Annotated in this window: 23 protein-coding genes; 9 read left to right on the plus strand and 14 right to left on the minus strand. The window is 66.6% G+C overall.

Going from position 1 to position 21,475, the window contains the following annotated elements; translation table 11 throughout:
- The first annotated feature begins 229 nt into the window (after positions 1-229).
- Positions 230-1,351: a slipin family protein gene (locus O8I58_RS09585; RefSeq protein ID WP_298314958.1), complete on the plus strand. Its 1,122-nt coding sequence runs from the start codon at positions 230-232 to the stop codon at positions 1,349-1,351.
- 61 nt (positions 1,352-1,412) lie between these two features.
- Positions 1,413-2,627: an RtcB family protein gene (locus tag O8I58_RS09590; protein WP_298314960.1), complete on the plus strand. Its 1,215-nt coding sequence runs from the start codon at positions 1,413-1,415 to the stop codon at positions 2,625-2,627.
- Positions 2,628-2,771: 144 nt separating this feature from the next.
- On the opposite strand, the gene O8I58_RS09595 is transcribed toward O8I58_RS09590, so the two are convergent.
- The 4 genes from O8I58_RS09595 to O8I58_RS09610 all read right to left on the minus strand — a co-directional run bounded on the left by O8I58_RS09595 (position 2,772) and on the right by O8I58_RS09610 (position 8,392).
- Positions 2,772-3,137, minus strand: coding sequence for a hypothetical protein (locus O8I58_RS09595; protein ID WP_298314962.1), 366 nt, complete (start codon positions 3,135-3,137; stop codon positions 2,772-2,774).
- Between the two features lie 176 nt (positions 3,138-3,313).
- The gene (locus O8I58_RS09600) at positions 3,314-5,002 is read right to left on the minus strand and encodes an ABC1 kinase family protein (RefSeq protein ID WP_298314964.1); all 1,689 of its coding nucleotides are present in this window, start codon (positions 5,000-5,002) and stop codon (positions 3,314-3,316) included.
- Positions 5,003-5,162: 160 nt separating this feature from the next.
- A complete protein-coding gene (locus tag O8I58_RS09605; RefSeq protein ID WP_298314966.1) occupies positions 5,163-7,670 on the minus strand; it encodes an ABC transporter permease in 2,508 nt (835 codons plus the stop codon).
- Positions 7,667-8,392, minus strand: coding sequence for an ABC transporter ATP-binding protein (locus tag O8I58_RS09610; RefSeq protein WP_298314968.1), 726 nt, complete (start codon positions 8,390-8,392; stop codon positions 7,667-7,669). Before O8I58_RS09610 ends, O8I58_RS09605 begins: the two co-directional genes overlap by 4 nt.
- A gap of 30 nt (positions 8,393-8,422) precedes the next feature.
- Here O8I58_RS09610 and O8I58_RS09615 point away from each other — a divergent pair, with 30 nt between their 5' ends.
- On the plus strand, positions 8,423-9,088 hold the full coding sequence (locus O8I58_RS09615; RefSeq protein WP_298314971.1) for an arylesterase: 666 nt from the start codon (positions 8,423-8,425) through the stop codon (positions 9,086-9,088).
- Between the two features lie 259 nt (positions 9,089-9,347).
- The gene (locus tag O8I58_RS09620) at positions 9,348-9,560 is read left to right on the plus strand and encodes a hypothetical protein (RefSeq protein ID WP_298314974.1); all 213 of its coding nucleotides are present in this window, start codon (positions 9,348-9,350) and stop codon (positions 9,558-9,560) included.
- Positions 9,561-9,571: 11 nt separating this feature from the next.
- Here the strand turns inward: O8I58_RS09620 and O8I58_RS09625 are convergent, their stop codons facing one another.
- Both O8I58_RS09625 and O8I58_RS09630 read right to left on the minus strand, forming a co-directional pair.
- Positions 9,572-10,246: a DsbA family oxidoreductase gene (locus tag O8I58_RS09625; protein ID WP_298314977.1), complete on the minus strand. Its 675-nt coding sequence runs from the start codon at positions 10,244-10,246 to the stop codon at positions 9,572-9,574.
- A gap of 210 nt (positions 10,247-10,456) precedes the next feature.
- Positions 10,457-10,951 carry a DUF3224 domain-containing protein gene (locus O8I58_RS09630; protein ID WP_298314980.1) on the minus strand — a complete coding sequence of 165 codons (495 nt, stop codon included), beginning with the start codon at positions 10,949-10,951 and terminating at the stop codon, positions 10,457-10,459.
- 159 nt (positions 10,952-11,110) lie between these two features.
- On the opposite strand from O8I58_RS09630, the gene O8I58_RS09635 reads away from it, so the two are divergent.
- Both O8I58_RS09635 and msrB read left to right on the plus strand, forming a co-directional pair.
- Positions 11,111-11,677 carry a DUF3016 domain-containing protein gene (locus O8I58_RS09635; protein ID WP_298314982.1) on the plus strand — a complete coding sequence of 189 codons (567 nt, stop codon included), beginning with the start codon at positions 11,111-11,113 and terminating at the stop codon, positions 11,675-11,677.
- An 89-nt stretch (positions 11,678-11,766) separates the two neighbouring features.
- A complete protein-coding gene (gene msrB / locus O8I58_RS09640; protein WP_298314984.1) occupies positions 11,767-12,240 on the plus strand; it encodes a peptide-methionine (R)-S-oxide reductase MsrB in 474 nt (157 codons plus the stop codon).
- A gap of 16 nt (positions 12,241-12,256) precedes the next feature.
- On the opposite strand, the gene O8I58_RS09645 is transcribed toward msrB, so the two are convergent.
- The 3 genes from O8I58_RS09645 to O8I58_RS09655 form a co-directional block, all read right to left on the minus strand.
- Entirely contained in the window at positions 12,257-12,583 is a 327-nt protein-coding gene (locus O8I58_RS09645; protein ID WP_298314986.1) for an EF-hand domain-containing protein, read from the minus strand.
- A 173-nt stretch (positions 12,584-12,756) separates the two neighbouring features.
- The gene (locus tag O8I58_RS09650; RefSeq protein WP_298314989.1) at positions 12,757-13,164 is read right to left on the minus strand and encodes an EF-hand domain-containing protein; all 408 of its coding nucleotides are present in this window, start codon (positions 13,162-13,164) and stop codon (positions 12,757-12,759) included.
- Positions 13,165-13,293: 129 nt separating this feature from the next.
- On the minus strand, positions 13,294-13,710 hold the full coding sequence (locus O8I58_RS09655; RefSeq protein ID WP_298314992.1) for an EF-hand domain-containing protein: 417 nt from the start codon (positions 13,708-13,710) through the stop codon (positions 13,294-13,296).
- 186 nt (positions 13,711-13,896) lie between these two features.
- Here O8I58_RS09655 and O8I58_RS09660 point away from each other — a divergent pair, with 186 nt between their 5' ends.
- Complete coding sequence (locus tag O8I58_RS09660; RefSeq protein WP_298314995.1) at positions 13,897-14,181, plus strand: DUF4031 domain-containing protein; 285 nt, start codon at positions 13,897-13,899, stop codon at positions 14,179-14,181.
- Between the two features lie 10 nt (positions 14,182-14,191).
- Here O8I58_RS09660 and O8I58_RS09665 read toward each other — a convergent pair whose 3' ends face one another.
- Complete coding sequence (locus tag O8I58_RS09665; protein ID WP_298314999.1) at positions 14,192-14,728, minus strand: DUF6630 family protein; 537 nt, start codon at positions 14,726-14,728, stop codon at positions 14,192-14,194.
- Between the two features lie 174 nt (positions 14,729-14,902).
- On the opposite strand from O8I58_RS09665, the gene O8I58_RS09670 reads away from it, so the two are divergent.
- Positions 14,903-15,151 carry a DUF3297 family protein gene (locus O8I58_RS09670; RefSeq protein WP_298315002.1) on the plus strand — a complete coding sequence of 83 codons (249 nt, stop codon included), beginning with the start codon at positions 14,903-14,905 and terminating at the stop codon, positions 15,149-15,151.
- Positions 15,152-15,204: 53 nt separating this feature from the next.
- Here O8I58_RS09670 and O8I58_RS09675 read toward each other — a convergent pair whose 3' ends face one another.
- Positions 15,205-16,848, minus strand: a complete 1,644-nt coding sequence (locus O8I58_RS09675; RefSeq protein ID WP_298315005.1) for a Na+/H+ antiporter — start codon at positions 16,846-16,848, stop codon at positions 15,205-15,207.
- On the opposite strand from O8I58_RS09675, the gene O8I58_RS09680 reads away from it, so the two are divergent.
- A complete protein-coding gene (locus O8I58_RS09680) occupies positions 16,843-18,597 on the plus strand; it encodes an MFS transporter (RefSeq protein WP_298315008.1) in 1,755 nt (584 codons plus the stop codon). The two genes, O8I58_RS09675 and O8I58_RS09680, sit on opposite strands and share 6 nt — an antisense overlap.
- Positions 18,598-18,618: 21 nt before the next feature.
- On the opposite strand, the gene O8I58_RS09685 is transcribed toward O8I58_RS09680, so the two are convergent.
- From O8I58_RS09685 to O8I58_RS09695, 3 genes are all read right to left on the minus strand, one after another.
- Positions 18,619-19,380 carry an ABC transporter permease gene (locus tag O8I58_RS09685; protein ID WP_298322881.1) on the minus strand — a complete coding sequence of 254 codons (762 nt, stop codon included), beginning with the start codon at positions 19,378-19,380 and terminating at the stop codon, positions 18,619-18,621.
- A gap of 8 nt (positions 19,381-19,388) precedes the next feature.
- A complete protein-coding gene (locus O8I58_RS09690) occupies positions 19,389-20,318 on the minus strand; it encodes an ABC transporter ATP-binding protein (protein ID WP_298315011.1) in 930 nt (309 codons plus the stop codon).
- Between the two features lie 79 nt (positions 20,319-20,397).
- The gene (locus O8I58_RS09695; protein ID WP_298315016.1) at positions 20,398-21,279 is read right to left on the minus strand and encodes a nucleoside hydrolase; all 882 of its coding nucleotides are present in this window, start codon (positions 21,277-21,279) and stop codon (positions 20,398-20,400) included.
- Positions 21,280-21,475 lie beyond the last annotated feature (196 nt).

Below are 21,475 nucleotides of genomic sequence, written 5' to 3' on the forward strand. Positions count from 1 at the left end.
GCGCTGCACCGGTGCATACGTACTGACGACAGCCCATCGCCGCCATTGCGAACGCGCCGGTGCTCCGCACAGCGCACGCGCCGTGCCCCGCCCTGCCGGCGTCCACGGGTGTTTCCACCTTTTCAGTCGTCGCGCAACAGCGCCGCGGCACGACCGATGCGCGCATTCCGATCCGGCGCGCATCGCATTCACTGGATCGGCCAACCCAGGACCACAAGGAGAATGTGCCATGTTCTGGACCAAGCGGGTCGTGATCGGCGATGCCGAGCGCGGCCTGATGTACCGAAACCGTCAGTTCGAGCGCGTGCTCGCACCCGGCGTCTACCGCCTGTTCGACCCGTTCAATCAGGCCGCCGTCACGGTGCACCCGACGCTGCCGGCCGAATACGCTGGTCGCGATGCCGAGACCCTCATCGACGCACTGGGCGCGCGCCTGGGCGAGACCTTCGTGCTGGCCGAGATCGGCAGCGAGCAGGTCGGCCTAGTGTGCAGGCACGGCAAGCTGGAAGACGTCCTGGTACCAGGCACCCGCAAGCTGTACTGGCGCGGCCCAGCCCAGGTCACCGTGCAGACGCTGCCGCTGGGTGGCGACTTGCGCGTGCCAGCCGACGTGGTGCGGCGCCTGCGCCAGCTGGGCGTGCTGGCGCGCGTGGCGGTGTTCGTCGAGGTGCCAACGGAAAGCGCGGGCCTGGTATTCATCGATGGCTCGCTCACACAGATGCTGGCACCGGGCGCGTACGCCTTCTGGAACTTCCAGAAGAACGTCGCGGCCGAAGTCATCGACCTGCGCGTGCAGTCGATCGAAGTACAGGGCCAGGAGCTACTGACGCGCGACAAGGTGTCATTGCGCGTCAATCTGGCGGCGACCGTGCGCGTGATCGATCCGGTCGCCGCACGGACCAAGGTCGCCAAGTACCTGGACCAGCTGTATCGCGAGCTGCAGTACGGCCTACGCAAGGTGGTTTCGTCCAGGACCCTGGACGAGCTGCTGGGCGACAAGGCCACGCTGGATGCGGACATCTTCGCCAGCGTGCGCGGCCAGCTGGGTGCGTTCGGTGTCGAGGCGTTGGGCGTGGGCGTCAAGGACGTGATCCTGCCAGGCGAGATGCGGCAGATCCTCAATGGCGTCGTGCAGGCCGAGAAGACCGCGCAGGCCAACGTCATCCGGCGTCGCGAGGAAGCCAACGCCACCCGTTCGCTGCTCAACACGGCCCGGTTGATTGAGGACAGCCCGGTGCTGATGCGGCTGAAGGAGCTGGAGGCGCTGGAGAAGGTGACCGAAAAGATCGATCGGCTCACCGTGTTTGGCGGCCTGGATGGCGTGCTAAAGCAGCTGGTCACCCTGAAGTAACAACTCCGGCGTCATCGCAGGGATGCGGTGGCGTCGGCTTTCCCAAGGACAAGGTGAAGACATGAGTACCTATGAATTGCTGCATGCCGAAGGCAGCCCGACCCCGATCAAGGGCTGGGTGCGCGGCGTGCAACTGGAAGAACAAGCCCACGCGCAACTTCGCAACATCGCCGCCATGCCCTTCGTCGGGCCGTGGGTGGCCGTGATGCCCGACGTACACCTGGGCAAGGGAGCAACGGTGGGATCGGTGATCCCGACCCGTGGCGCCATCATCCCGGCCGCGGTCGGCGTGGACATCGGCTGCGGCATGGCCGCGGTGCGGACCACGCTGCGCGCCGCCGATCTGCCCGATAGCCTGGCGCCGCTGCGTGCCGGTATCGAACGCAGCGTACCGGCCGGCAATGGCCGTGGCGGCGAGCACTGGAAGCTGCCCGACAGCATCGCGTCCCGTGTGGCGAACTCGGGACTGGTCGCACGACTGGACGCAATCAAGGCCAGGCACCGCAAGATCCGCACCGACAAGCTGGATCGCCAGATCGGCACGCTGGGAGGCGGCAACCACTTCATCGAGCTGTGCCTGGATGAAACCGATGCGGTCTGGGTGATGCTGCACAGTGGCTCGCGTGGCACCGGCAACCTGATCGGCACCTACTTCATCGAGCTGGCGCGTGAACAGCTGGCCAAGCGTGTACTGGGTTTCCATGTCCCGGACAAGGACCTGGCGTTCTTCATGGAAGGCGAGCCGCTGTTCGACGACTACGTGGAGGCGGTCTCATGGGCACAGGATTACGCCCGTGAGAACCGCGAAGCGATGATGGCGCGGGTGCTGGCCGAGCTGCGCCACCGCCTGCCGAGTTTCCAGTTGGAAAAGCTGGCCGTGAACTGCCACCACAACTACGTGCAAAAGGAGACGCACGGTGGACAGGAACTGCTGGTGACCCGCAAGGGCGCGGTTAGTGCGAAGACCGGTGAATTGGGGATCATCCCCGGCAGCATGGGCACGCGCAGCTACATCGTGCGTGGGCTGGGCAACGGCGAAAGCTTCCACAGCTGCAGCCATGGCGCCGGCCGCGTGATGAGCCGTACTGCGGCACGCGCCAGCATCACCCTGGCCCAGCATCGCGAAGCCACCGCCCACGTCGAATGCCGCAAGGACGCGTCCGTCATCGACGAATCCCCGGCTGCCTACAAGGACATCGACGCAGTCATGGCTGCGCAGACCGACCTGGTGGAAATCGTGCACACCCTGCGTCAGGTGCTGTGTGTGAAGGGCTGAAGGACCAGCCTTTCAGGAAGCGCCGCTCCTCACCGAGCGGCGCTTTCCTTCATGGTTCCTGGAACTTTCCGTCGCGTGCGCATGCGCCCCGATGTCGGCTGACGGACATCACATCAGCGAAAAGGCCTACGACACCGAGCCAGGTCAATGATCGTAGGGCGTTTCCTCAGGCTTGCCCTCACCCACCCACTTACCCTCTTTGTGTGCCTTACGACAGATCCTGGCGTACTGGAAATACGCAGTAAAAGCCGTTTGGGTCCATGGTTCAAAACATACGTATCCAATGCAACATTCACCTGTCGATGGCCAAGGGCAATAAGGCATCACGGGCGTATAAGTCCCCTGCATCGAATTCTTTGGCTTCCAGTTGTAATCATCGTCCTTGCACCCCTGCGTACACAGGACGAAAGGATCGTTATCGCGACACACCAATGTTTCAGAGATCGCCGTATCCGCATAAGCGGTCTGGGCACCGAGTAGCAACAGGATTGTCCAAATCCAAGGTTTCATCGTCTCATTCCTTTGTCAGCACGATTTCTTGTCGTCCGGCGAGCCGCTTGCTCTTCTCATCAAACTGCTGCCGGGAATTCCAGGCCCCCGTCTGCTTAAGCTACCTCCCCGCCATGGTCCCATTCAACCTTTCCCTTGTCCGCGTGCAGCGAATGAAGGTAGGTCCCGTGCCTGCCCTACCTGGATTTGACCTTCCGATCCCCCAGCAGCGCGCTGATCACGATGCTGGCGCCCAGCGCGGCGCCGATGAAGAACAGGATCAGGGCGACGGTGGGATAGCCGAACAGGGTGCTGGCGGTGGGGATGCGCATCATAAGGGCCGAGGCCAGGATCAAGGCGGCGGTGACCACGCCGGCGGCGACGCGGTTGGCGATCTTCTGCAGGCTCTCCATCAGGTGGGATTCCTCCAGCCCGGAGATGCGCACCTGCAACTTGTTTTCCGACAGCAGGCCGAGGATGTCCGAGACCTTGCGTGGACCTTCGCGGGCCAGTGACTGCAGGTCCATCAACTCGCTGGCCATGCTGGGCGAGGAAAACGACTGGCGCAGGCGAGCGCGCATCACGTGTTGCAGGTGGCCTTCGACCACGGCCTTGGCATCCAGCTCCGGCGACAGCGCACGGCAGACCGTATCCAGGTTCAACAGCGCCTTGCCGAGTAATGAGAGCTCCGGCGGCGTGCGCAGGCCGCTGGCCATCGCGGTCCGGACCAGGTCCAGGACCACGCGCCCTTCGGAGGTGGTGCCGCTGTGCGCGGAGTAGTGGCTGATCAGCTGGCCGATCTCGCGACTGAAACGCTCGCCGTCGAAATCCTCCAGCTGCGTGCCCAGGGCGAGCATCTCGCGGGCCACCGATTCACCGCGGCCATCCACGGCGGCGAACAGCAACTTGAGCAGGCATTCGCGCTGGCCCGGCGGGACGTTGGCGACCATGCCCAGGTCGAAGATCGCCAGCCGGTTGTCCGGCGTGACCCGCAGATTGCCTGGATGCGGATCGGCATGGATCTCGCCGTAAACGAAGATCTGGTCCAGGTAGCCGCGCAGCAACGCCGAGGACAGCGGCAGCATCGGCTGTTCGATCCGTCGCACGGCCGGCACGTGGTCCACGCGCACGCCTTCGACCAATTCCATGGTCAGCACGCGGCGCCGGGTCAGGTCCCACACCGGACGCGGCACCAGCAGCTCCGGGTAAGCCTTCAGATGCGAGGCAAAACGTTCCAGGTTCTCCGCTTCGGCCACGTAATCCAGTTCGGCGACCAGGGTGCGCGCGAACTCCTCCAGCCAGTCGGTGAAGCGCAGGTTGCGGCCGACCTTGGTCAGCTTGTCGGCCGCGCCTGCGATCGAACGCAGCATCGACAGATCCGACAGCAGGCGCTGGGCCACGCCCGGCTTCTGCACCTTGACCGCCACCGCGGTGCCATCGCGCAACACCGCGCGATGGACCTGGGCCAGCGATGCGGTGCCCAGCGGCACTTCATCGAACGCAAGAAAGATCTTGCTCAGACGCACACCAAGATCGGCTTCCAGCGCGGCGCGGATCTGCTCGACCGGCACCGGCGACACGTCTTCCTGCATGCGCTCCAGCGCGGTGGCGTAGCTGGGCGGGACGATGTCCGGGCGCGTAGACAGCATCTGGCCGAGCTTGATGAAGGTCGGCCCCAGCGCTTCCAGATCGCGGCTGAATTCGGCCGGCGTGCCGTCGTCGACGATCACATCGTCCAACAGCGAATCCTGCGCCAGCCCGGAAAACACGCCCGAATGCCGGTAACGGAACAGGAACTTCATGATCTGCCTGCGACGCTCCATCGCCCCTTCGCCGTGAACAGGCACGGCGCTGCCGGGCGTGGCCGTGATGCCGTCATGGGTCATGCGCATGGGTCCCGGTCGAATCTGGCCCCCGATTGTGTAAACGCAATGGTCACAGGGCGGTGAAGCCCCCAGTCGCTCGCCCATGGCAGCACGCCACGATCACGCGCAAGCACTTCGCAGAAGCCGCGCTACAAGTCCTGCAGCGCGGCGAACGATCCGGTCAGCTCTGCAACTCTCGCAACGTCACCGACGGCGGCGCGTCCAGCACCTTGCGGGTGGCAAACAGGCCGGCGACCAGGGCAGCCACCACGCCGGCGATGCCGCCGATCGCCGCCAGGGTCCAGCTGGGCGCCCACGGCAGGTTGAAGACCTTCACCGCGACCACGCCGGACAGGATCGACGCGGCCACCGCGGCCACCAGTCCCGACAGCAGGCCAATCGCGGCGAACTCCGAGGCCTGCGCCGCGCGCAGCTGGCGACGGCTGCCGCCGAGCACGCGCATGACGCCACCTTCCAGCAGGCGTTCGTCCTGGCTGGCACTCACCGCCGCCATCAATACCAGCAGGCCGGCGGCCAGCGAGAACCAGAACACCACCTGCACCACCGTGCTGACCTGGTCGGCGGTGCTGCGCACCTGCTTGAGCACCTGGTCGATATCGATCACCGACAGGTTGGGGAACGCCTGCACCAGCTGCGCGGTGAAGCGCGGGTGGTCCGGCGGCACGTTGATCGCGGTGATGTGGCTGGCCGGGTAGTCCTGCAGCACGCCGGGCGAAACCATCACGAAGAAATTGGGCTTGAAGCTCTCCCAGTCGACCTTGCGCAGGCTGGTGATCCTGCCTTCCAGCGTCTGCCCGGCGATGTCGAAGGCGACGGTATCGCCGAGCTTCCAGCGCAGCTGCTTGGCGAAGCCTTCTTCCACCGACAGTTCCGTGGTCGGCGTGGGCTGCGCGCCCCAGAACTTGCCGGCGGTGACCTTGTTGTCCTCGCGCAGGCTGGTGGCCGTGGACAGGTTGAACTCGCGCTCGGCGCGACGGCGCGCTTCGTCATCGGTGTAATCGGCGCCGCTGGCGGCCTTGCCGTTGAGGCTCTGCAGGCGGCCACGCACCATCGGGAAGAGCGTCGGCTGGCCCAGGCCCTGTTTGGCCATGAAGTCGGCCACCGGCTGCACCTGGTCGTCCTGCACGTTGATGATGAAGCGGTTCGGCGCATCGGCCTGTAGCGCCAGCTGCCAGCGGTCCAGTAGATCGGTGCGCACGAAGGTCAGCAGCAGCAACGCCATCAACCCCAGGCCCAGTGCGGAAATCTGCGCAATGCTGGTCCCGGCGCGACGGCTGACGTTGGCCAGCCCGTAGCGCAGCGATCCGCGCAAGCGCGAGCGCAACTTGCGCACCACCAGGATCAGCAGCATGGCCATGCCGGCCAGCACCGCCAGGGTGACTGCGATGCCGCCGAGCATGGCAAAACCCAGTACGGGCGAACCGGCCTTCCACCACAGCAGCGCGGCCAGGCCAGCGAAGCCCGCCAGCGCGACCAGCACTGCGCTGGGCTCGGTCGGATCCAGGTCACGCCGCAGTACGCGCAGCGCCGGCACCCGGCGCAGGGCCAGCACCGGTGGTGCGCCGAACGCCAGCAGTACGATCAGGCCGACGCCGAAGCCCTGCGCGACCGGACCCCAGCCCGCCGGTGGGATGGCGACCTTCAAGGCGCTTTCCAGCCAGCCGGCAATCGCCCACTGCAGGCCGAAGGCAACGACAACGCCCACGCTGCAGGCGATCAGACCCAGCAGCACCAGTTCGCCCACGTGGATGCCGACCAGCCGCGACTGTTGCGCGCCCAGGCAGCGCATCACCGCCACGCCGGACAGATGTCGTTCGCTATGCCGACGCGCCGCCATCGCCACGGCCACCGCCGCCAGGATCACCGACACCAGCGCGGCCAGACCGAGGAAACGCCCGGCACGATCCAGTGCGGAACGCACTTCCGGACGCGCATCCTGGATGGTTTCCAGACGCTGGCCGCGGCCCAGCGCCCCGCGTGCCGTCGCGGTGAAACGCTCCACTGCACCCGCCTCGCCCGCCACCACCAGCCGATAGCCGATCCGGCTGCCCAGCTGTACCAGTCCCGTCGATGGCAGGTCGGACGCGTTGAGGAACACCTTCGGCGCGACGTTGAAGTAATCCAGTGCAGCGTCCGGTTCCTGCGTGACCAGCGCGACCAAGGTCAGCGTGGCATCGCCCAGGCTCACGGTGTCGCCAAGTTTCGCGCCGAGCGTATCGGCACCGGCACGCGTCATCCACAGCGTGCCCGGCGCGGGAATGCCGTTGGCCGCGTGTTCGGCCGGCGTCTTCGCGTCGGTGAGGGTGAAGCTGCCACGCAGCGGGAAGCCCTCGCCCAGCGCACGCAGGTCGCCCAGCCGCAGCTGCGCGTCGTCGCCATCGCCGACGCGGATCATGGTGTTGAGTTCAGTGGTCTGCGTGCTGCGCAGGCCGCTGGCCCTGGACGCATCGAGGATCGCACCGGTGATCGGCGCATCGCCGCGTACCACCACGTCGCCACCGAGCAGGCGGTTGGCTTCGATCGCCAGCGCGCGTTCGGCACGATCGGTGACAAAGCCCACCGACGTCACCGCCACCACCGCCAGCACCAGCGCGGCCAGCAGGATGCGGACTTCACCGGCGACCAGGTCGCGGCACAGCTGGCGCCAGGCCAGGCGCAGGGTGTTCATGCGCCGGCCACCAGCTTGCCGCTGTCCAGGCGCAGCACGCGGGTGCAGCGCGCGGCCAGGGCTTCGTCATGGGTGACTAGCACCAGCGTGGTGCCGGCCTGGGCGTTCAGCGCGAACAGCAATTCCTCGATGGCATGGCCGGTGCGCTGGTCCAGGTTGCCGGTGGGTTCGTCGGCGAACAGCAGCGCCGGCCGGGTCACGAACGCACGCGCCAGCGCCACGCGCTGCTGTTCGCCACCGGACAACTGACGCGGGTAATGGGACAGCCGGCCGGACAGGCCAACGTCTTCCAGGATCTTTTCAGCCGGCGCCTGCGGATCGGCATCGCCGCGCAGCTCCAGCGGCAGCATCACGTTTTCCAGCGCGGTCAGCGAGGGCAGCAACTGGAAATTCTGGAACACGAAGCCAACCTTCTCGCCCCGCACGCGGGCGCGACCGTCTTCATCCAGCGTGGAAAGCACCGCGCCATCCAGCGTGACTGTCCCGCTGGTGGGTGTATCCAGCCCTGCCAGCAGCGACAACAGCGTGCTCTTGCCCGAGCCCGATGCACCGACGATCGCCACCGTATCGCCATGGCCGATGGTGAAGGACACGTCATCGAGGATGGTCAGCGTGCTGCCGGGCAGCGTGACCTGCTTGCCGAGCAAGGCGACCTGCAGCACAGGCGCTGCCTGGGCAGGGGTGACGGGCTTGTCAGCGTGCAGCAGGGGGGAGTCAGCCATGATGGGGGAGTCTTGGGAATCGGAAAGAAGATGAAGCAGTCAGGTTATGCGGTCGTTCGCCGCCCCGTGCAATGGGGGCTTGCGCTGGTGCTGATGACATTCATGCAATCGCTGCTGGCCCAGCCCGCTGTCGCGGCGACAGCGACGACCAAGACCGTGCTGGTGATGGGCGATTCGCTCTCGGCCGGTTATGGATTGGGCCCCACTGAAGGCTGGGTCCCGTTGACCACGGCCAAGGTCACCCAGGAGAAGCCGGGCTGGAACGTGGTGAACGCCAGCATCAGCGGCGAAACCAGCGCCGGCGGCGCCGCGCGGATCGGCGCGCAACTGCAGCGACTCAAGCCCGCGGTGGTGGTGATCGAACTGGGCGCCAACGACGGCCTGCGCGGCTTGCCGCTGGCGCAGACAAAGACCAACCTGGAAAAGATGATCACCGCCGCGCAACAATCGGGCGCCCGGGTGCTGCTGCTCGGGATGCAGATGCCACCGAACCTGGGCCGCGCCTATACCGAGGGCTTCGCCGGCAACTTCAGCGCGCTGGCCAAGCAGTACGACACCGCGTTCATCCCGTTCTTCCTGCAACCCATTGCCAGCGACCGCGCCAACTTCCAGGCCGACAACCTGCACCCGACCGCCGCGGTGCAGCCGCAGATCCGGGACTTCGTGTGGCCCAAGCTGGGACCACTGCTGAAATAGCAGACCGCCTGCTGCAAAGTGCGTCAATGCAAAGGCCACGCGTATCCAGCGTGGCCTTTGCGTTTCTTCCGCGCGCGCTGCGCATTCTTGGAATCGATGGGCCGATGCTCGCCCTCGCCCCGCAACATCGAAGAGGCCTCCTACGCGAGGATCAGACTTTTCCTACCCGCAGGCGTGGTGTTGCCCGAGCGCGCTGCCGCCCTGTTTCGTTGCACGCTGGGATCCTGGCGGAGACAGATGTCTCCCGAAGGAGGCGACCATGCAACGCGTACTGTTCACCGTCACCGCGCAGGACCAGGGATGGCAGCTTTACGAAGGCGAACACGGCCGTTTCTGGTTCAACGACCGGGCCGAGGCGCTGCATACCGCCCGCGTGATCGCATCCAACCTGCACGTCCAGCACGGCATCCGCAGCGCCGTGGTCATGGACATGGCCGGTCGCGAAGCCGTGCTGGTCTCCCGCCACGGCTGAACACGCCGGCCTCAGGCTGCTGAAATCCCCGAGAGCTGGCGCAAGGCCTGCTCGAACGTCTCCACCGGCTGGCCACCCTGCAACAGGTGCGTGTTGTCGAAGACCACCGACGGCACCGCCGTGATGCCGGCCTGGCGCCAGCGCGCCTCGTCCTGGCGCACGACATCCACGAACTGATCGCTGGCCAGCACCGCCTGCGCCTGCGCGCCGTCCAGACCTGCCTGTTGCGCGATGCGCACCAGCTCGGCATGGTCGGATACGTTCAGGCCTTCAGTGAAATACGCTTCCAGCAGGGCCAGCTTCAACCGTAGCTGGCTTGGTGCGTCGATCTCACCTGCCCAATGCAACAAGCGGTGTGCATCGAAGGTGTTGAAGCTGCGCGTACGCTTGTCCAGGTCGAAGGTGAAGCCCAACTCGGCACCGCGCGCGCGGATGGTTTCCCCGCTGGCCTTGTACTGCTCGGCGCTCATGCCGTACTTGCGCATCAGGCGCTGCTGCAGGTCTTCGCCGCCGGGAACCATCTCCGGGTCCAGTTCGAACGGCTGGAAATGCAGGTCCAGCTGCAGGCCCTCGATGCGCTTGGCCGCGGCCAGCAACGACTGCAGCCCGATCGCGCACCACGGACAGACCACGTCGGAGACGAAATCCACGCGCACCGGGCGACCCTCGGTGTTTGGCTGGGTCATGGCAGTGTCCTTTCAACAGTGAATCGGGCAGCCATTGCAGCGCGCCCTGGCCGCCCGCTCAAGCATCCCGATGGGACGCTCCGTGCCGATGTCCCGGCAAGCCCATTGCCGTCCAGTTCCGACTACCGCCGCCCGCCTGGCGCACCATCGCTGCGCGAGATCGGATGAAAACCAGCGATGCGGGCAGGCGCGCGTGCCATGCCGCCTGGATCACGGCAACGTGTAGGCCAGATCGTAGAAATGCTGGCCACCTTCGATCCTGATGACCAGCGTGCCGGCGATGCCCTTGAGCGCGCCGGTGCCCGAATCGGGCGAGATCTGCACCTCCAGCGCCTGGGTGTCGCCGGACATCACGCCACGATGGACCAGCACAAAAGTGCCTGCCTTGCCATCCAGCGTGCCGGCGACCCGCTCGATCGCCACGTAGGAGGCCGAGGTCGCCACCGATGAACGCGCCGCCAGCATTTCGCCCGTGCCCGTGCCAACAAGGGCACCGCTGAAGGTCTTGTCCAGCGACATGCGCGCCAGCGCATTGCCATCGCTGCCGGTTGGGCCAATCTCTCCCTGCGGCTGCATCTTCACTTCGAACGTGCCTGTGGCGTGGTGCATGACGGACTCCCTGGAGGTAGCGTGGGCCTGGAGGACCAGGCCGGCCGCCACCACCAGCAACATGGTCATGGCGGCAAGACGGAAGACAGGGCGCATGGGCGTTCTCTGGCGGCTGCAGGCCAGCCGCATGCTAACGCAGGGAACCCGCGGCCAATGCAGGCCCAACGGCGCCGAAACACCGCCAACACGGGCAGTGCGTATTCACCGGGCCGGGCGTAGCATCCAGGCATCACTCCTCAAAACGAGGGAAACGCCATGAAACCTACGCATCTCATCCTCGCTGTGCTGCTGACCGCAGCCAGCCTGCCTGCGCTGGCCGCTTCGACCCGGGTGACCGATCCCAACCTGCCGCGCGAACTGCCCGCGCAGGGACCGGTGTCCGTCTCCTGGACCGACCCGGCCCAGTTCACCGACATCCGCAACAGCACCAACCGCTGGGAAGCCGAGCGCGGCACCTGGGTTCACGACCTGGCCGCGTACATGCGCAAGGAGGCCGCCAAGGACCTCAAACCCGGCCAGACCCTGGACGTGCGCTTCACCGACATGGACCGTGCCGGCGAATACGAGCCGTGGCATGGCCCGTCGACCGACCACATCCGGATCATGAAAGACATCTATCCGCCGCGGCTCACCTTCGATTTCACCCTGCGTGACGCCGACGGCCGCGTGGTCGACCAGGGCCAGCGCAAGCTCAGCGACATGGCCTACCTGATGGGCGCCCGCCCGATGGACAGTGACCCGCTGCGTTTCGAGAAGCGGATGATCGACCAGTGGGCCAGTCGTGAGCTCAACCGCAAGACCGCGCTCAGCAGCAATCCATAAGCGGCTTTGACGGGGCGCGCCCGGGTCGTTGAAGTCGACCGGGCGCGCCCCGATCTTTTCCGCAGCCCCTCACCGCCCAGGACGACACCATGAGTCAGTTCGACCTCACCCCGCCCGACGCCGCCCAGCGCGCCGAGCTCATCGCAGGCCTGAGCGATGAAGAACGTCACGTGCTGCTGCAACACGGCACCGAGGCTCCGTTCTGCGGCGCGTTCCTGGACAACAAGCTGGAGGGCGTCTACACCTGCCGCCTGTGCGGGCTGCCGTTGTTCGCCTCCAGCGCCAAGTTCGAATCGGGCACCGGCTGGCCGAGCTTCTTCAAACCGGTCGATCCGGCCCACGTGCACACCATCCGCGACACCAGCTACGGCATGGTCAGGACCGAGATCACCTGCGCCCGCTGCGACAGCCATCTGGGCCATGTATTCCCCGACGGCCCGCCACCCACCTACGAGCGTCATTGCCTGAATTCGGTCTCGCTGTCCTTCACCGAAGCTGGCGAGGCCCTGCCCGACCCACTGCATCGCGGCGGCGCCGAAGCCCAGGTCGCCCAGGCCGCGTAACCGATCAGCGACGGAGTCAGCCGGGCCCGAAATCCCGGCTGGTCAGGACGCCGTCGCCGTCCTTGTCGAACGTGGCGATGGACTGATCAGCGAAGGCGACGAATTCGTCTTCGCTGATCAGGTTGTCGCCGTCCAGGTCCATCGCCTCCAGCTGCTGGCGCGCCATGCCATCGGCGCCGATGCCGCCTGCATTCGGATCCTGGGACGCACGCAGCTCATCCAGCGTGACCCAGCCATCGTGGTTGGCATCCAGCTGGGCGAACTGCGCACGTGCACCGGCGTCGTACTCGTCCTTGTCGACGACCCCATCGTTGTTCTTGTCCAGCAGCCGGAACTTGTCCATCGCACTCTGCGCCCACGTGGCACCGATGCATGCCATCGAAAGAGAAAAGAAGATGGCGATGCATGCCACCTTGAAGGTGTCATGGGGCCTTTTCGCTACAAGTCGAAAACGGACCTGCCCGCCAGGCGATACCGCACCGATGCGAAGGAAGGCGCCGCAGATTGATCGGCCCATCAGTGCACGGAGCCGTCCAGTGTTGTCAGCTTCCCATCGTGGTCCTTGTCGAACGAGGCAAAGGTCTTTTCCCCGACTTCGTCGAATTCATCACTCGTGATCTGGCCGTCACGATTGGCGTCCATCGCGGACATCTGGGCCTCGGCAACGACCTGAGGCTCCACGCGGTCCGACGCCTGGTTGGATGCGTTGTAATTGATGAGTTCCTGGAGTGTCACGACCCCATTGCGGTCCTGGTCCATCGCTGCAAACGACGCACGCAGGCCAGCGGCATATTCATCCCGATCGACGACACCATCGCCGTTTGTGTCAAGTTGCTTGAACTTGCCCTGTGGATACTGCGCCAAGGCCGCGGAAACGCCGCCCATCAGCAATAGTGCAATGGATGCATATCGGATTCCCTTCATCACCAGATCCTTTTTCTTGTTGAGAGCTCGTCAGGCCAACTATCGTGCTGCAGGTCGATCAAAGTGAGTGCGATGCCGCATGGCCGGCAGGTGGCTAGAGCTTTGTAGCGGAAGCAGCCACGGATGTCATCAGTTCACCGCCGGCCCGGCCGCCCGCTCCATCTCTTCCTGGGTCACGAAACCGTCGCCGTTGGTGTCGGTCCGCTTGAACTGCGCGGCGGCCATGGCCGTGTGCTCGTCGGCGTCGACCTTGCCGTCGCCATTGTTGTCCATCGCGGTGATCGCCTGGCGCACGGCTTCATCGCTGGCGGGTTCGTCCATCGCCTTGCGGGTCAGGCGCATCTCCTCGGCACTGATGCTGCCATCCAGGTCCACATCCAGCTGCTTGAACATGGCCTGCGCCGCGGCGGCGTGTTCTTCCGCGCTCACCCGCCCGTCGTGGTTGGTGTCCATGCTCTGGAAGCGGTCCTGGATGCTTTCCGCGCCAAAGGCTGCGACCGGGCAGATCAGGGCGATGGTCGCGGCCAGCAGGCGGGTGCGTTGCATGATGTTCCTCCCGCGGCAGGATGCCGCTGCAATCCAATACCGTGACCGCAGGCCGGTTAGACGTCCGTCAAGACTTCGCAGTCAAGCCGTAAAGGCGCCGCACCTGTCACGACGCGGCGCGCACGGGAACAGGCGCCACGCGGCGAGCTGCGCGATACTCGTCGCAGGTTCGACAGGCGGTGGGCGATGGCGGTCTATGTGGACGATGCGGTGATTGCCTGGCGCGACCAGCGCTGGGCGCACCTGATGGCCGACACGCTGGAGGAACTGCATGCGTTCGCCACCCGCCTTGGGCTGCCGCGCCGCGCCTTCCAGGACAAGACCAGCGGCGCGCATTACGACGTCACCACCGACATGCGCCTGCAGGCCATCGCCCTGGGCGCGGTGGCCATCTCGCGCCATCGCGACCGCGCCCAGGTGCGGGCGGTGATCGCGGTGGCCAAGGCGCAGGGCCGCGGCCTGGCGCCGTAAGCGGGCAGCGTCAGCCGGCTTCGTTGGCCGGGCGCAATTCGAATTCCAGCACCCGGGCCAGCGCGCGCATGCCGTCGTCGTCGCGACGCAGCGCCATCCAGCCGCCATAGCCTTCCGAATCGGCGTTCCAGCACCACAGCGTGTAGCCATGTTCGCGCAACCGGTCGTAGGCGACCGACAGCAGGCTGGGCACGTCGTGGCCCTCCATGAACTCGTCATCGTCGCGGTCGCCACCCCAGTCGATGGTCAGCCCGAAGCGCGTGGACAGTTCATCGATGGCTTCGATCAGCGCATGGGTCTCGTCCGGCGCGACGAAGAACCCCGCGGTCCAGTCGACGATGTCGCGCAGCAACCACGGCAACGGCTCGTCGTCACCGGCGGCCAGGCGCTCGCGCAGCAGGTCGAACTGGCGCAGCGCGGTGTCCTCGTCACCGGGATTGATCAGCAGCAGCAGGTTCCAGGCAAGTGCCTCGGGGGCGTCGTCCTCATCCGGATCGAACGGATCGAAGTCGTCTTCGTAATCGGCGGTGTTGTCGGGTAGGGACATGGGCGTGCAACGGGGAAAACCGGGCCGACAGGATGGCGCCTGCGGGCACGCTTGCAAAGCGCCCCGGCGCCACCGGTTCATCCCGTCAACGGCCAGGACATCGACCGGCCGGATGCATCGGGGCGATGCGCCCCGTATCCTGTGCGCCCTCGTTTCCCGCGCAGATGCCTCACGATGAGCGATACCCCTCCCGACCGCCTGTCCGTCGATCCCGGCAACCGCTTCCACGATGAAGCCGCCCTGGCCCGCGGCGTCGGCGTGCGCTTCAACGGCACCGAGCGTGACAACGTCGAGGAATACAACGTTTCCGAAGGCTGGATCCGGGTGCAGGTCGGCAAGTCGCTGGACCGTCGCGGCCAGCCGATGACGATGAAGATCAAGGGCCGGGTCGAGCCTTACTTCAAGACCACGCCGGACGCGTGAAGCAGACAGGTGGGCGCCGCTTCAGCGGCGCCCACCACCCGGCGGAACACCGCTCAGCGCTGGCGGGTTTCCAGCAGGTCCAGGTTGCGCACCAGCTTGCGCGAGACCTCGTCGGAGATCTTGCGTTCGCGGGCCAGGCGGAACAGTTCGGCGCGCTCGGCGCGCAGGCCGGCCAGGCGCATCTGGCGCTCGACCTGTTCGATCCGGCGCGCCTGTTCCGGAGCGATGTCGGCCTCGCCACCCAGGCGATCCACATGCCGCTGGTAGAGCTGGCTGACGCGCTCGGCACAGGCGGTGAACAGTTCGCCGTCCTCGACCAGGTGCGAGGTGGCGGCCAGCTTCTGCCGTTCACCTTCCACCGCCACCAGCGCGGCGCGCGCGGCGGATTTGCGCGCCAAGTCTTCCTCATGCTGCTCGTCCGATTCCTCCGGCACGTGCAGGTTCTTCAACAGCCGGGGCAGCGCGATGGCCGCCACCAGCAGCGAAACCATGATCACCGCCGCGGCCAGGAAGATCGCCAGGTCGCGTGCCGGGAACGGACTGCCGTCGGTCAGCGCCAGCGGCAGGGTCAGCACGCCGGCCAGGGTGATCGCCCCGCGCACGCCGGCCAGCGAGGTGGCCACGATGATCCGCCAGTTGGGGCTGGCCCGGGTTTCGCCACGGGCGCGCGCCTTGAGGATGCTCCAGCGCAGCGACAGCCACACCCACAGGAACCGCAGCAGCATCAGGCCCAGGCTGATCGCACCCACGTACACCGCCAGCCACCAGGGCTGCAGGTGGCCGGATTCGTCCACGCTGCGCATCGCGTTGCGCAGGATCCCCGGCAATTGCTCGCCCAGCAGGGTGAAGACGATGCCATTGAGGGTGAACTGGACCATGTCCCACACCGCCGTGCGCTGGATGCGCACGCTGGCGCCGGCACGGCCGGACAGCTCGACGTAACTCATGGTGATGCCGGCGGCGACCGCGGCCAGGATGCCCGAGGCGTGTACCACTTCGGCCAGCACGTAGGCGGCGAAGGGGATCAGCAGGCTGACCAGGATCGACGAACCACCCTCCTCACCGAAATGCCGCGCAATCCAGCGCTGCAGGATGTTGACCGCGTAGGTCACGCCGATGCCGCAGGCGAAGCCGGCCAGCGCCACCCACAGGAAGGTCACCGAAGCGGTGGCCAGCGAGAAGGTGCCGGTCAGCATCGCCGCCACGGCGAACTGGAAGCAGACCAGGCCCGAGGCGTCATTGAGCAGCGACTCGCCTTCCAGGATGTGCAACAGGCGCTTGGGGATGGGCGCGCGCGAAGCAATCGAGGACACGGCTACCGGATCGGTCGGCGAGATGATCGCCGCCAGCGCGAAGGCCACCGGCAGCGGCATGGCCGGAATCATCCAGTGGATCAGGAAGCCCGCGCCAAGCACCGTGAACACCACCAGGCCCAGCGCCAGCTCCAGGATCACGCCCTTGTCGCGGAACAGGCCCTGCTTGGGGATGCGCCAACCGTCCAGGAACAGCAGCGGTGGCAGGAACAGCAGGAAGAACAGTTCCGGGTCCAGGTCCACGCCGCGGTTGGAAAAGGAGATCACCGCGCCCAGCCCGATCTGTACCAGCGGCAATGGCAATGAGAACGGGAGGACGCGGACCAGGAAGCCGCTGGCGGCCACGGCCAGCAGCATCGCCAGGACGATTTCAATCGAGTGCATGGGGAGTCGAGCGGCGACCTTTCGGCCGGTGAGGTAAGACAGCAGACGCGATGGGCGCCGTCATGTCCAGTGCTGGACCGGCCATCGTTCTGCCAGGTGCCTGCTACGCTTCATTTTTCCACGCGAATGCATCGGCCCATGGGCAGCAACAGCATCACATTTCGACATCCGGCCGCGTTCTGGCTGGGCTGCCTGCTGGTGATGGCCGGCGTCGCGGCACACCTGCCGATGCTGTGGATGTCCCGCTACATGCATTGGCAGATGGCAGGCATGGGGATGAGCCCGGGGATGTGGTTCGGCATGGCCATGATCCCGCTGGGCCTTGGGTTTTCGGCCTTCGGGCTGATGCCGCGGCGGGAACGGCGGGCCGCCGCGCAGGCGCCAGCGATCCCCGGCTTCCACGTGACCGACGACGTGCCGCTCAACCGCGCGCACTGGGCCCTGGTCGCGGCGCTGGTGGTGGCCCTGGCGGTGGACGTGATGAAACCGGCCACCCTGGGCTTCGTGATGCCCGGCCTGAGCGCCGAATATGCGATCAGCCACGCCAGCGCCAGCCTGCTGGCCCTGGTGGCGTTGACCGGCACCACCGTCGGGTCCGTGGTCTGGGGGCGGATGGGCGATGTGCTTGGACGCCGCGCCGCCATCCTGCTGTCGGCGCTGATGTTCATCGGCACCGCCATTTGCGGCGCCATGCCCAGCTTTGGCTGGAACCTGGTGATGTGCTTCCTCATGGGCGCCTCGGCCGGCGGACTGCTGCCGATCGCCTTCACGCTGATGGCCGAAACCGTGCCGGCCGCGCACCGGGGCTGGCTGCTGGTGGCACTGGGCGGGGTCGGGACATCGGCCGGCTACCTGCTGGCCTCCGGCGCTGCGGCCGTGCTGGAACCGATGTTCAGCTGGCGCATCCTGTGGCTGCTGGGCTTGCCGACCGGCGCGGCCATCATCTTGCTCAACCACTGGATTCCCGAATCGCCGCGGTTCCTTTCCGGCGCAGGCCTGCACGAACAGGCGCGCGCGGTCCTGCAGCGGTTTTCCGGCCCTCGCGCCAATGCCATCGCCGTCGACCCGCCCGCCGCGGGGGCGGGCGATGCGCTGGACCAGCGCCACCCGGTCACCGGCCTGCGCCAGCTGCTGCAGGGCCGCCAGGCGCGCATCAGCTGGGGGCTGCTGCTGTGCGGGACCGGCTGGGGCGTGGCCAATTTCGGGTTCGTCCTGTGGCTGCCCACCAACCTGGTCGAACTGGGCGTCGATCCGCATGCGGCCAGCGCACTGCTGGCGCGCTCGGCGCTGTGGGCCCTGCCGGGCATCGCTGTGGTCGTATGGCTTTACCACCGCTGGAGCAGCGTGCGCGCGCTGGTGCTGTTCATCGCGCTGACCTGCGTGGCCCTGCTGGCCTTCGCCGCGATGTCCTGGTTGCAGGTGCGCTCGGCGGCCTGGACGATGGCCTGCACCGCCGCGCTGCTGGTGGCCATCAGCGGGGTCATCGCCATGCTGATTCCCTACGCCGCCGAAATCTATCCGCTGCATCTGCGCGCCACCGGTGCAGGGGTGATCGCGGCCAGTTCCAAATTTGGCGGCATCCTCGGCGCGGGACTTGGCGTGCTGGGCCTGATGGGGCACCTGGCCTGGTCGGCGGTGCTGATCGCCGTGCCGTTGGCGATGTCGGCGGTCATGCTCCTGCGCGCGGGCGTCGAAACGCGTGGCCAGCGGCTCGAACAGATCCAGCAGGCCCTGCGCCTGGAGGACTGAGCGCCCCGCGGCGCCGATGGATCAGCCGCGGATCCGCCAGCCGGTGCGGAAGATCGTCCACACCACCACCAGGCACAGCACCAGGAAGCCCAGGATCGCCGCCAGGCTCACGCCCACGTCCACATCGGCCAGCCCGAAGAAACTCCAGCGGAAGCCGCTGATCAGGTACACGACCGGGTTGAACAGGGTGATCTTCTGCCACACCGGCGGCAGCATCGACACCGAGTAGAACGCGCCGCCGAGGAAGGTCAGCGGCGTGACCACCATCAGCGGGATCACCTGCAGTTTCTGGAAGTCATCTGCCCACAGCCCGATGATGAAACCGAACAGCGAGAACGTCAGCGCGGTCAGCAGCAGGAACGCCACCATCCACACCGGATGCTGGATTTCGTAGGGCACGAACAGCCGCGCGGTCACCAGGATCAGCAAGCCCAGCATCAGCGACTTGCTCGCCGCCGCGCCCACGTAGCCCAGCACCACCTCCACGAACGACACCGGCGCCGACAGCAGTTCGTAGATGGTGCCCGACCACTTCGGCATGTAGATGCCGAACGAGGCGTTGGAAATGCTCTCGTTGAGCAGCGACAGCATGATCAGGCCCGGGATGATGAAGGCGCCGTACGAAACGCCTTCCACGTTGCCCATGCGCGAGCCGATGGCCGCGCCGAACACCACGAAATACAGCGAGGTCGACAACACCGGCGAGGCGATCGACTGGGTGATGGTGCGGAAGGTGCGCGCCATTTCGAAACGGTAGATCGCCGCGACCGCGTGCCAGTTCAGGCCGATGTTCATGCGCGCGCCTCCCGCACCAGGTTGACGAAGATCTCTTCCAGCGAGGACTGCGAGGAATGCAGGTCCTTGAAGTCGATGCCCAGCTCGCCCAGCCGCTTGAGCAGCGCGGCGATGCCGGTTTCCTCGGCCTGCACGTCGAAGGTGTAGACCAGCTGGCTGCCTTCGGCCTGCAGTTCCAGGCTCAGGTCGGACAGCTCGGCCGGCACCGCCTGCAACGGCTGCTGCAGGGTCAGCGCCAGCTGCTTCTTGCCCAGCTTGGCCATCAGCGTGGTCTTGTCTTCCACCAGTACCAGCCTGCCGCCGGTGATCACGCCGATGCGGTCGGCCATTTCCTCGGCCTCTTCGATGTAGTGGGTGGTCAGCACGACCGTGGTGCCGCGCTCGCGCAGGCCGCGCACCAGGTTCCACATGTCGTGGCGCAGCTCCACGTCCACCCCGGCGGTGGGCTCGTCCAGGAACAGCACCTTGGGTTCGTGCGCCAGCGCCTTGGCGATCAGCACGCGTCGCTTCATGCCGCCGGACAGCGTCATGATCTTGGCGTCGCGCTTGTCCCACAGCGACAGGTCGCGCAGCACGCGTTCTAGCAGCGCTGGATCGGCCGGCTTGCCGAACAATCCGCGCGAGAATCGCACCGCTGCCCACACGGTTTCGAAAGCTTCGGTCGACAGTTCCTGCGGCACCAGTCCAACCTGGCTGCGCGCGGCACGGTACTCGCGCACCACGTCATGACCTTCGATGTGCACGCTGCCTTCGCCCGGGCGAACGATCCCGCACAGGATGCTGATCAGCGTGGTCTTGCCCGCGCCGTTGGGGCCGAGCAGAGCGAAGATCTCGCCGCGCTGGATCTCCAGGTCCACGCCCTTGAGCGCCTGGAAACCCGAGGCGTAGGTCTTGGTCAGGCCTTTGACGGAAATGGCCGGGGTCATGCGGATTCCTTTGGACAGCAGAAGGTCGGGCGCTGCGCGGGCAGCGCGCACAGGATGCAGCAGGCACAGGACGGGCGCGTCACGGTGCCGGCGCCACGTGGCGGGCAAGCACGTCCAGGACCCGCGCGCGGTCCACGTCCAGGCACACACCGGCATTGGGCGTCCCTGCGACCGGCCGGGTCATGCCGTCGTCGTCCACCGCGATGCGCAGCGGCTTCGGCGTGCACACCGCCGCGTCCAGCAGGCGCGCCACCGGCACCACATCGAACAGCGTCGGCACCGTGCCCCATGGGCTGCGCGGCGCCCACAGGCCGTACAGCTCACGCAGCGGTGTGGCGTAGACCGTATCGGCCGCGAACAGGCGCGCCTGCAGCTCGGCCGGCAGGGCGACTTCGGTCGCGTCCAGCGGCAGCAGTTCCACCCGCACGCCCGAGGCCAGCAGCGCGCGCAACGCGGCCGGATCGCCGGCGGCGTTGGTTTCCTTACTGGGTGTGTCCTTGGTGGTGCCGGCGGTCGGGCCATAGCCCTTGTAGATCGAACCCGACATCAGCACCACGCGCTTGAGCCGCTTGAAGGCCGCCGGATCGTACTGGATGGCTGCGCCAATCGTGGTCAGCGGCCCGAGCGCAATCAGGGTGACGCTGCCCGCGGGCGCGGCCTTGAGCGTGGCGATGATCGCCGGGGCCGCCTCTGGCAGCGGCGCCTGCGCCGTGGTGGATGCGGCCAGCCAGTCGGCCTGCGACATGCCGCTCCTGTCAGGCGTGGACGGACCGACCACCAACGGAATGCCGGCATGGCCGGTGCGCACCAGGAACTGCTTCAACAGCTTGCCGCGCAGCACCGCATCGCCGGAGCTGGCGCTGATCAGCACCGGCTTGAACTGCGGTGAGGACAGCAGCAGCGCCATCGCAAACGCATCATCGATATCGCCGCCGAAATCGCTGTCCACGATCACCGGCATCGGTGCTGGTGCCGGCAACGCTGGCGTTGCGGCCGGAGCACGCGCCACCACGGCGAGCGCAAGTGCCAGCAATACGGACAAAGTAGGAACAGAGAAAACGCGCACGGACACTCCTCGATGGAAACCGGGCCACCAGCCGCCCGGCAGGCCAAGGCGCGTAGCCTGAGGGAGACGGCGCCCAGCGGCAACGTCCCAG

The sequence above is a fragment of the Pseudoxanthomonas sp. genome (assembly GCF_027498035.1).
GTDB lineage: Bacteria > Pseudomonadota > Gammaproteobacteria > Xanthomonadales > Xanthomonadaceae > Pseudoxanthomonas_A.

What these genes read in the sequence shown, in the direction of transcription:
- O8I58_RS09695 (WP_298315016.1), bottom strand. Translation starts at nt 21,279, where the DNA reads ATGCCGGTGATCGTGGACAGCGATTTCGGCGGCGATATCGATGATGCG.
- O8I58_RS09645 (WP_298314986.1), bottom strand. Translation starts at nt 12,583, where the DNA reads ATGGACAAGTTCCGGCTGCTGGACAAGAACAACGATGGGGTCGTCGAC.
- O8I58_RS09605 (WP_298314966.1), bottom strand. Translation starts at nt 7,670, where the DNA reads ATGAACACCCTGCGCCTGGCCTGGCGCCAGCTGTGCCGCGACCTGGTC.
- O8I58_RS09620 (WP_298314974.1), top strand. Translation starts at nt 9,348, where the DNA reads ATGCAACGCGTACTGTTCACCGTCACCGCGCAGGACCAGGGATGGCAG.
- O8I58_RS09585 (WP_298314958.1), top strand. Translation starts at nt 230, where the DNA reads ATGTTCTGGACCAAGCGGGTCGTGATCGGCGATGCCGAGCGCGGCCTG.
- O8I58_RS09650 (WP_298314989.1), bottom strand. Translation starts at nt 13,164, where the DNA reads ATGAAGGGAATCCGATATGCATCCATTGCACTATTGCTGATGGGCGGC.
- O8I58_RS09660 (WP_298314995.1), top strand. Translation starts at nt 13,897, where the DNA reads ATGGCGGTCTATGTGGACGATGCGGTGATTGCCTGGCGCGACCAGCGC.
- O8I58_RS09595 (WP_298314962.1), bottom strand. Translation starts at nt 3,137, where the DNA reads ATGAAACCTTGGATTTGGACAATCCTGTTGCTACTCGGTGCCCAGACC.
- O8I58_RS09665 (WP_298314999.1), bottom strand. Translation starts at nt 14,728, where the DNA reads ATGTCCCTACCCGACAACACCGCCGATTACGAAGACGACTTCGATCCG.
- O8I58_RS09625 (WP_298314977.1), bottom strand. Translation starts at nt 10,246, where the DNA reads ATGACCCAGCCAAACACCGAGGGTCGCCCGGTGCGCGTGGATTTCGTC.
- O8I58_RS09610 (WP_298314968.1), bottom strand. Translation starts at nt 8,392, where the DNA reads ATGGCTGACTCCCCCCTGCTGCACGCTGACAAGCCCGTCACCCCTGCC.
- O8I58_RS09590 (WP_298314960.1), top strand. Translation starts at nt 1,413, where the DNA reads ATGAGTACCTATGAATTGCTGCATGCCGAAGGCAGCCCGACCCCGATC.
- O8I58_RS09600 (WP_298314964.1), bottom strand. Translation starts at nt 5,002, where the DNA reads ATGACCCATGACGGCATCACGGCCACGCCCGGCAGCGCCGTGCCTGTT.
- O8I58_RS09670 (WP_298315002.1), top strand. Translation starts at nt 14,903, where the DNA reads ATGAGCGATACCCCTCCCGACCGCCTGTCCGTCGATCCCGGCAACCGC.
- O8I58_RS09615 (WP_298314971.1), top strand. Translation starts at nt 8,423, where the DNA reads ATGAAGCAGTCAGGTTATGCGGTCGTTCGCCGCCCCGTGCAATGGGGG.
- O8I58_RS09630 (WP_298314980.1), bottom strand. Translation starts at nt 10,951, where the DNA reads ATGCGCCCTGTCTTCCGTCTTGCCGCCATGACCATGTTGCTGGTGGTG.
- O8I58_RS09690 (WP_298315011.1), bottom strand. Translation starts at nt 20,318, where the DNA reads ATGACCCCGGCCATTTCCGTCAAAGGCCTGACCAAGACCTACGCCTCG.
- O8I58_RS09675 (WP_298315005.1), bottom strand. Translation starts at nt 16,848, where the DNA reads ATGCACTCGATTGAAATCGTCCTGGCGATGCTGCTGGCCGTGGCCGCC.
- msrB (WP_298314984.1), top strand. Translation starts at nt 11,767, where the DNA reads ATGAGTCAGTTCGACCTCACCCCGCCCGACGCCGCCCAGCGCGCCGAG.
- O8I58_RS09655 (WP_298314992.1), bottom strand. Translation starts at nt 13,710, where the DNA reads ATGCAACGCACCCGCCTGCTGGCCGCGACCATCGCCCTGATCTGCCCG.
- O8I58_RS09635 (WP_298314982.1), top strand. Translation starts at nt 11,111, where the DNA reads ATGAAACCTACGCATCTCATCCTCGCTGTGCTGCTGACCGCAGCCAGC.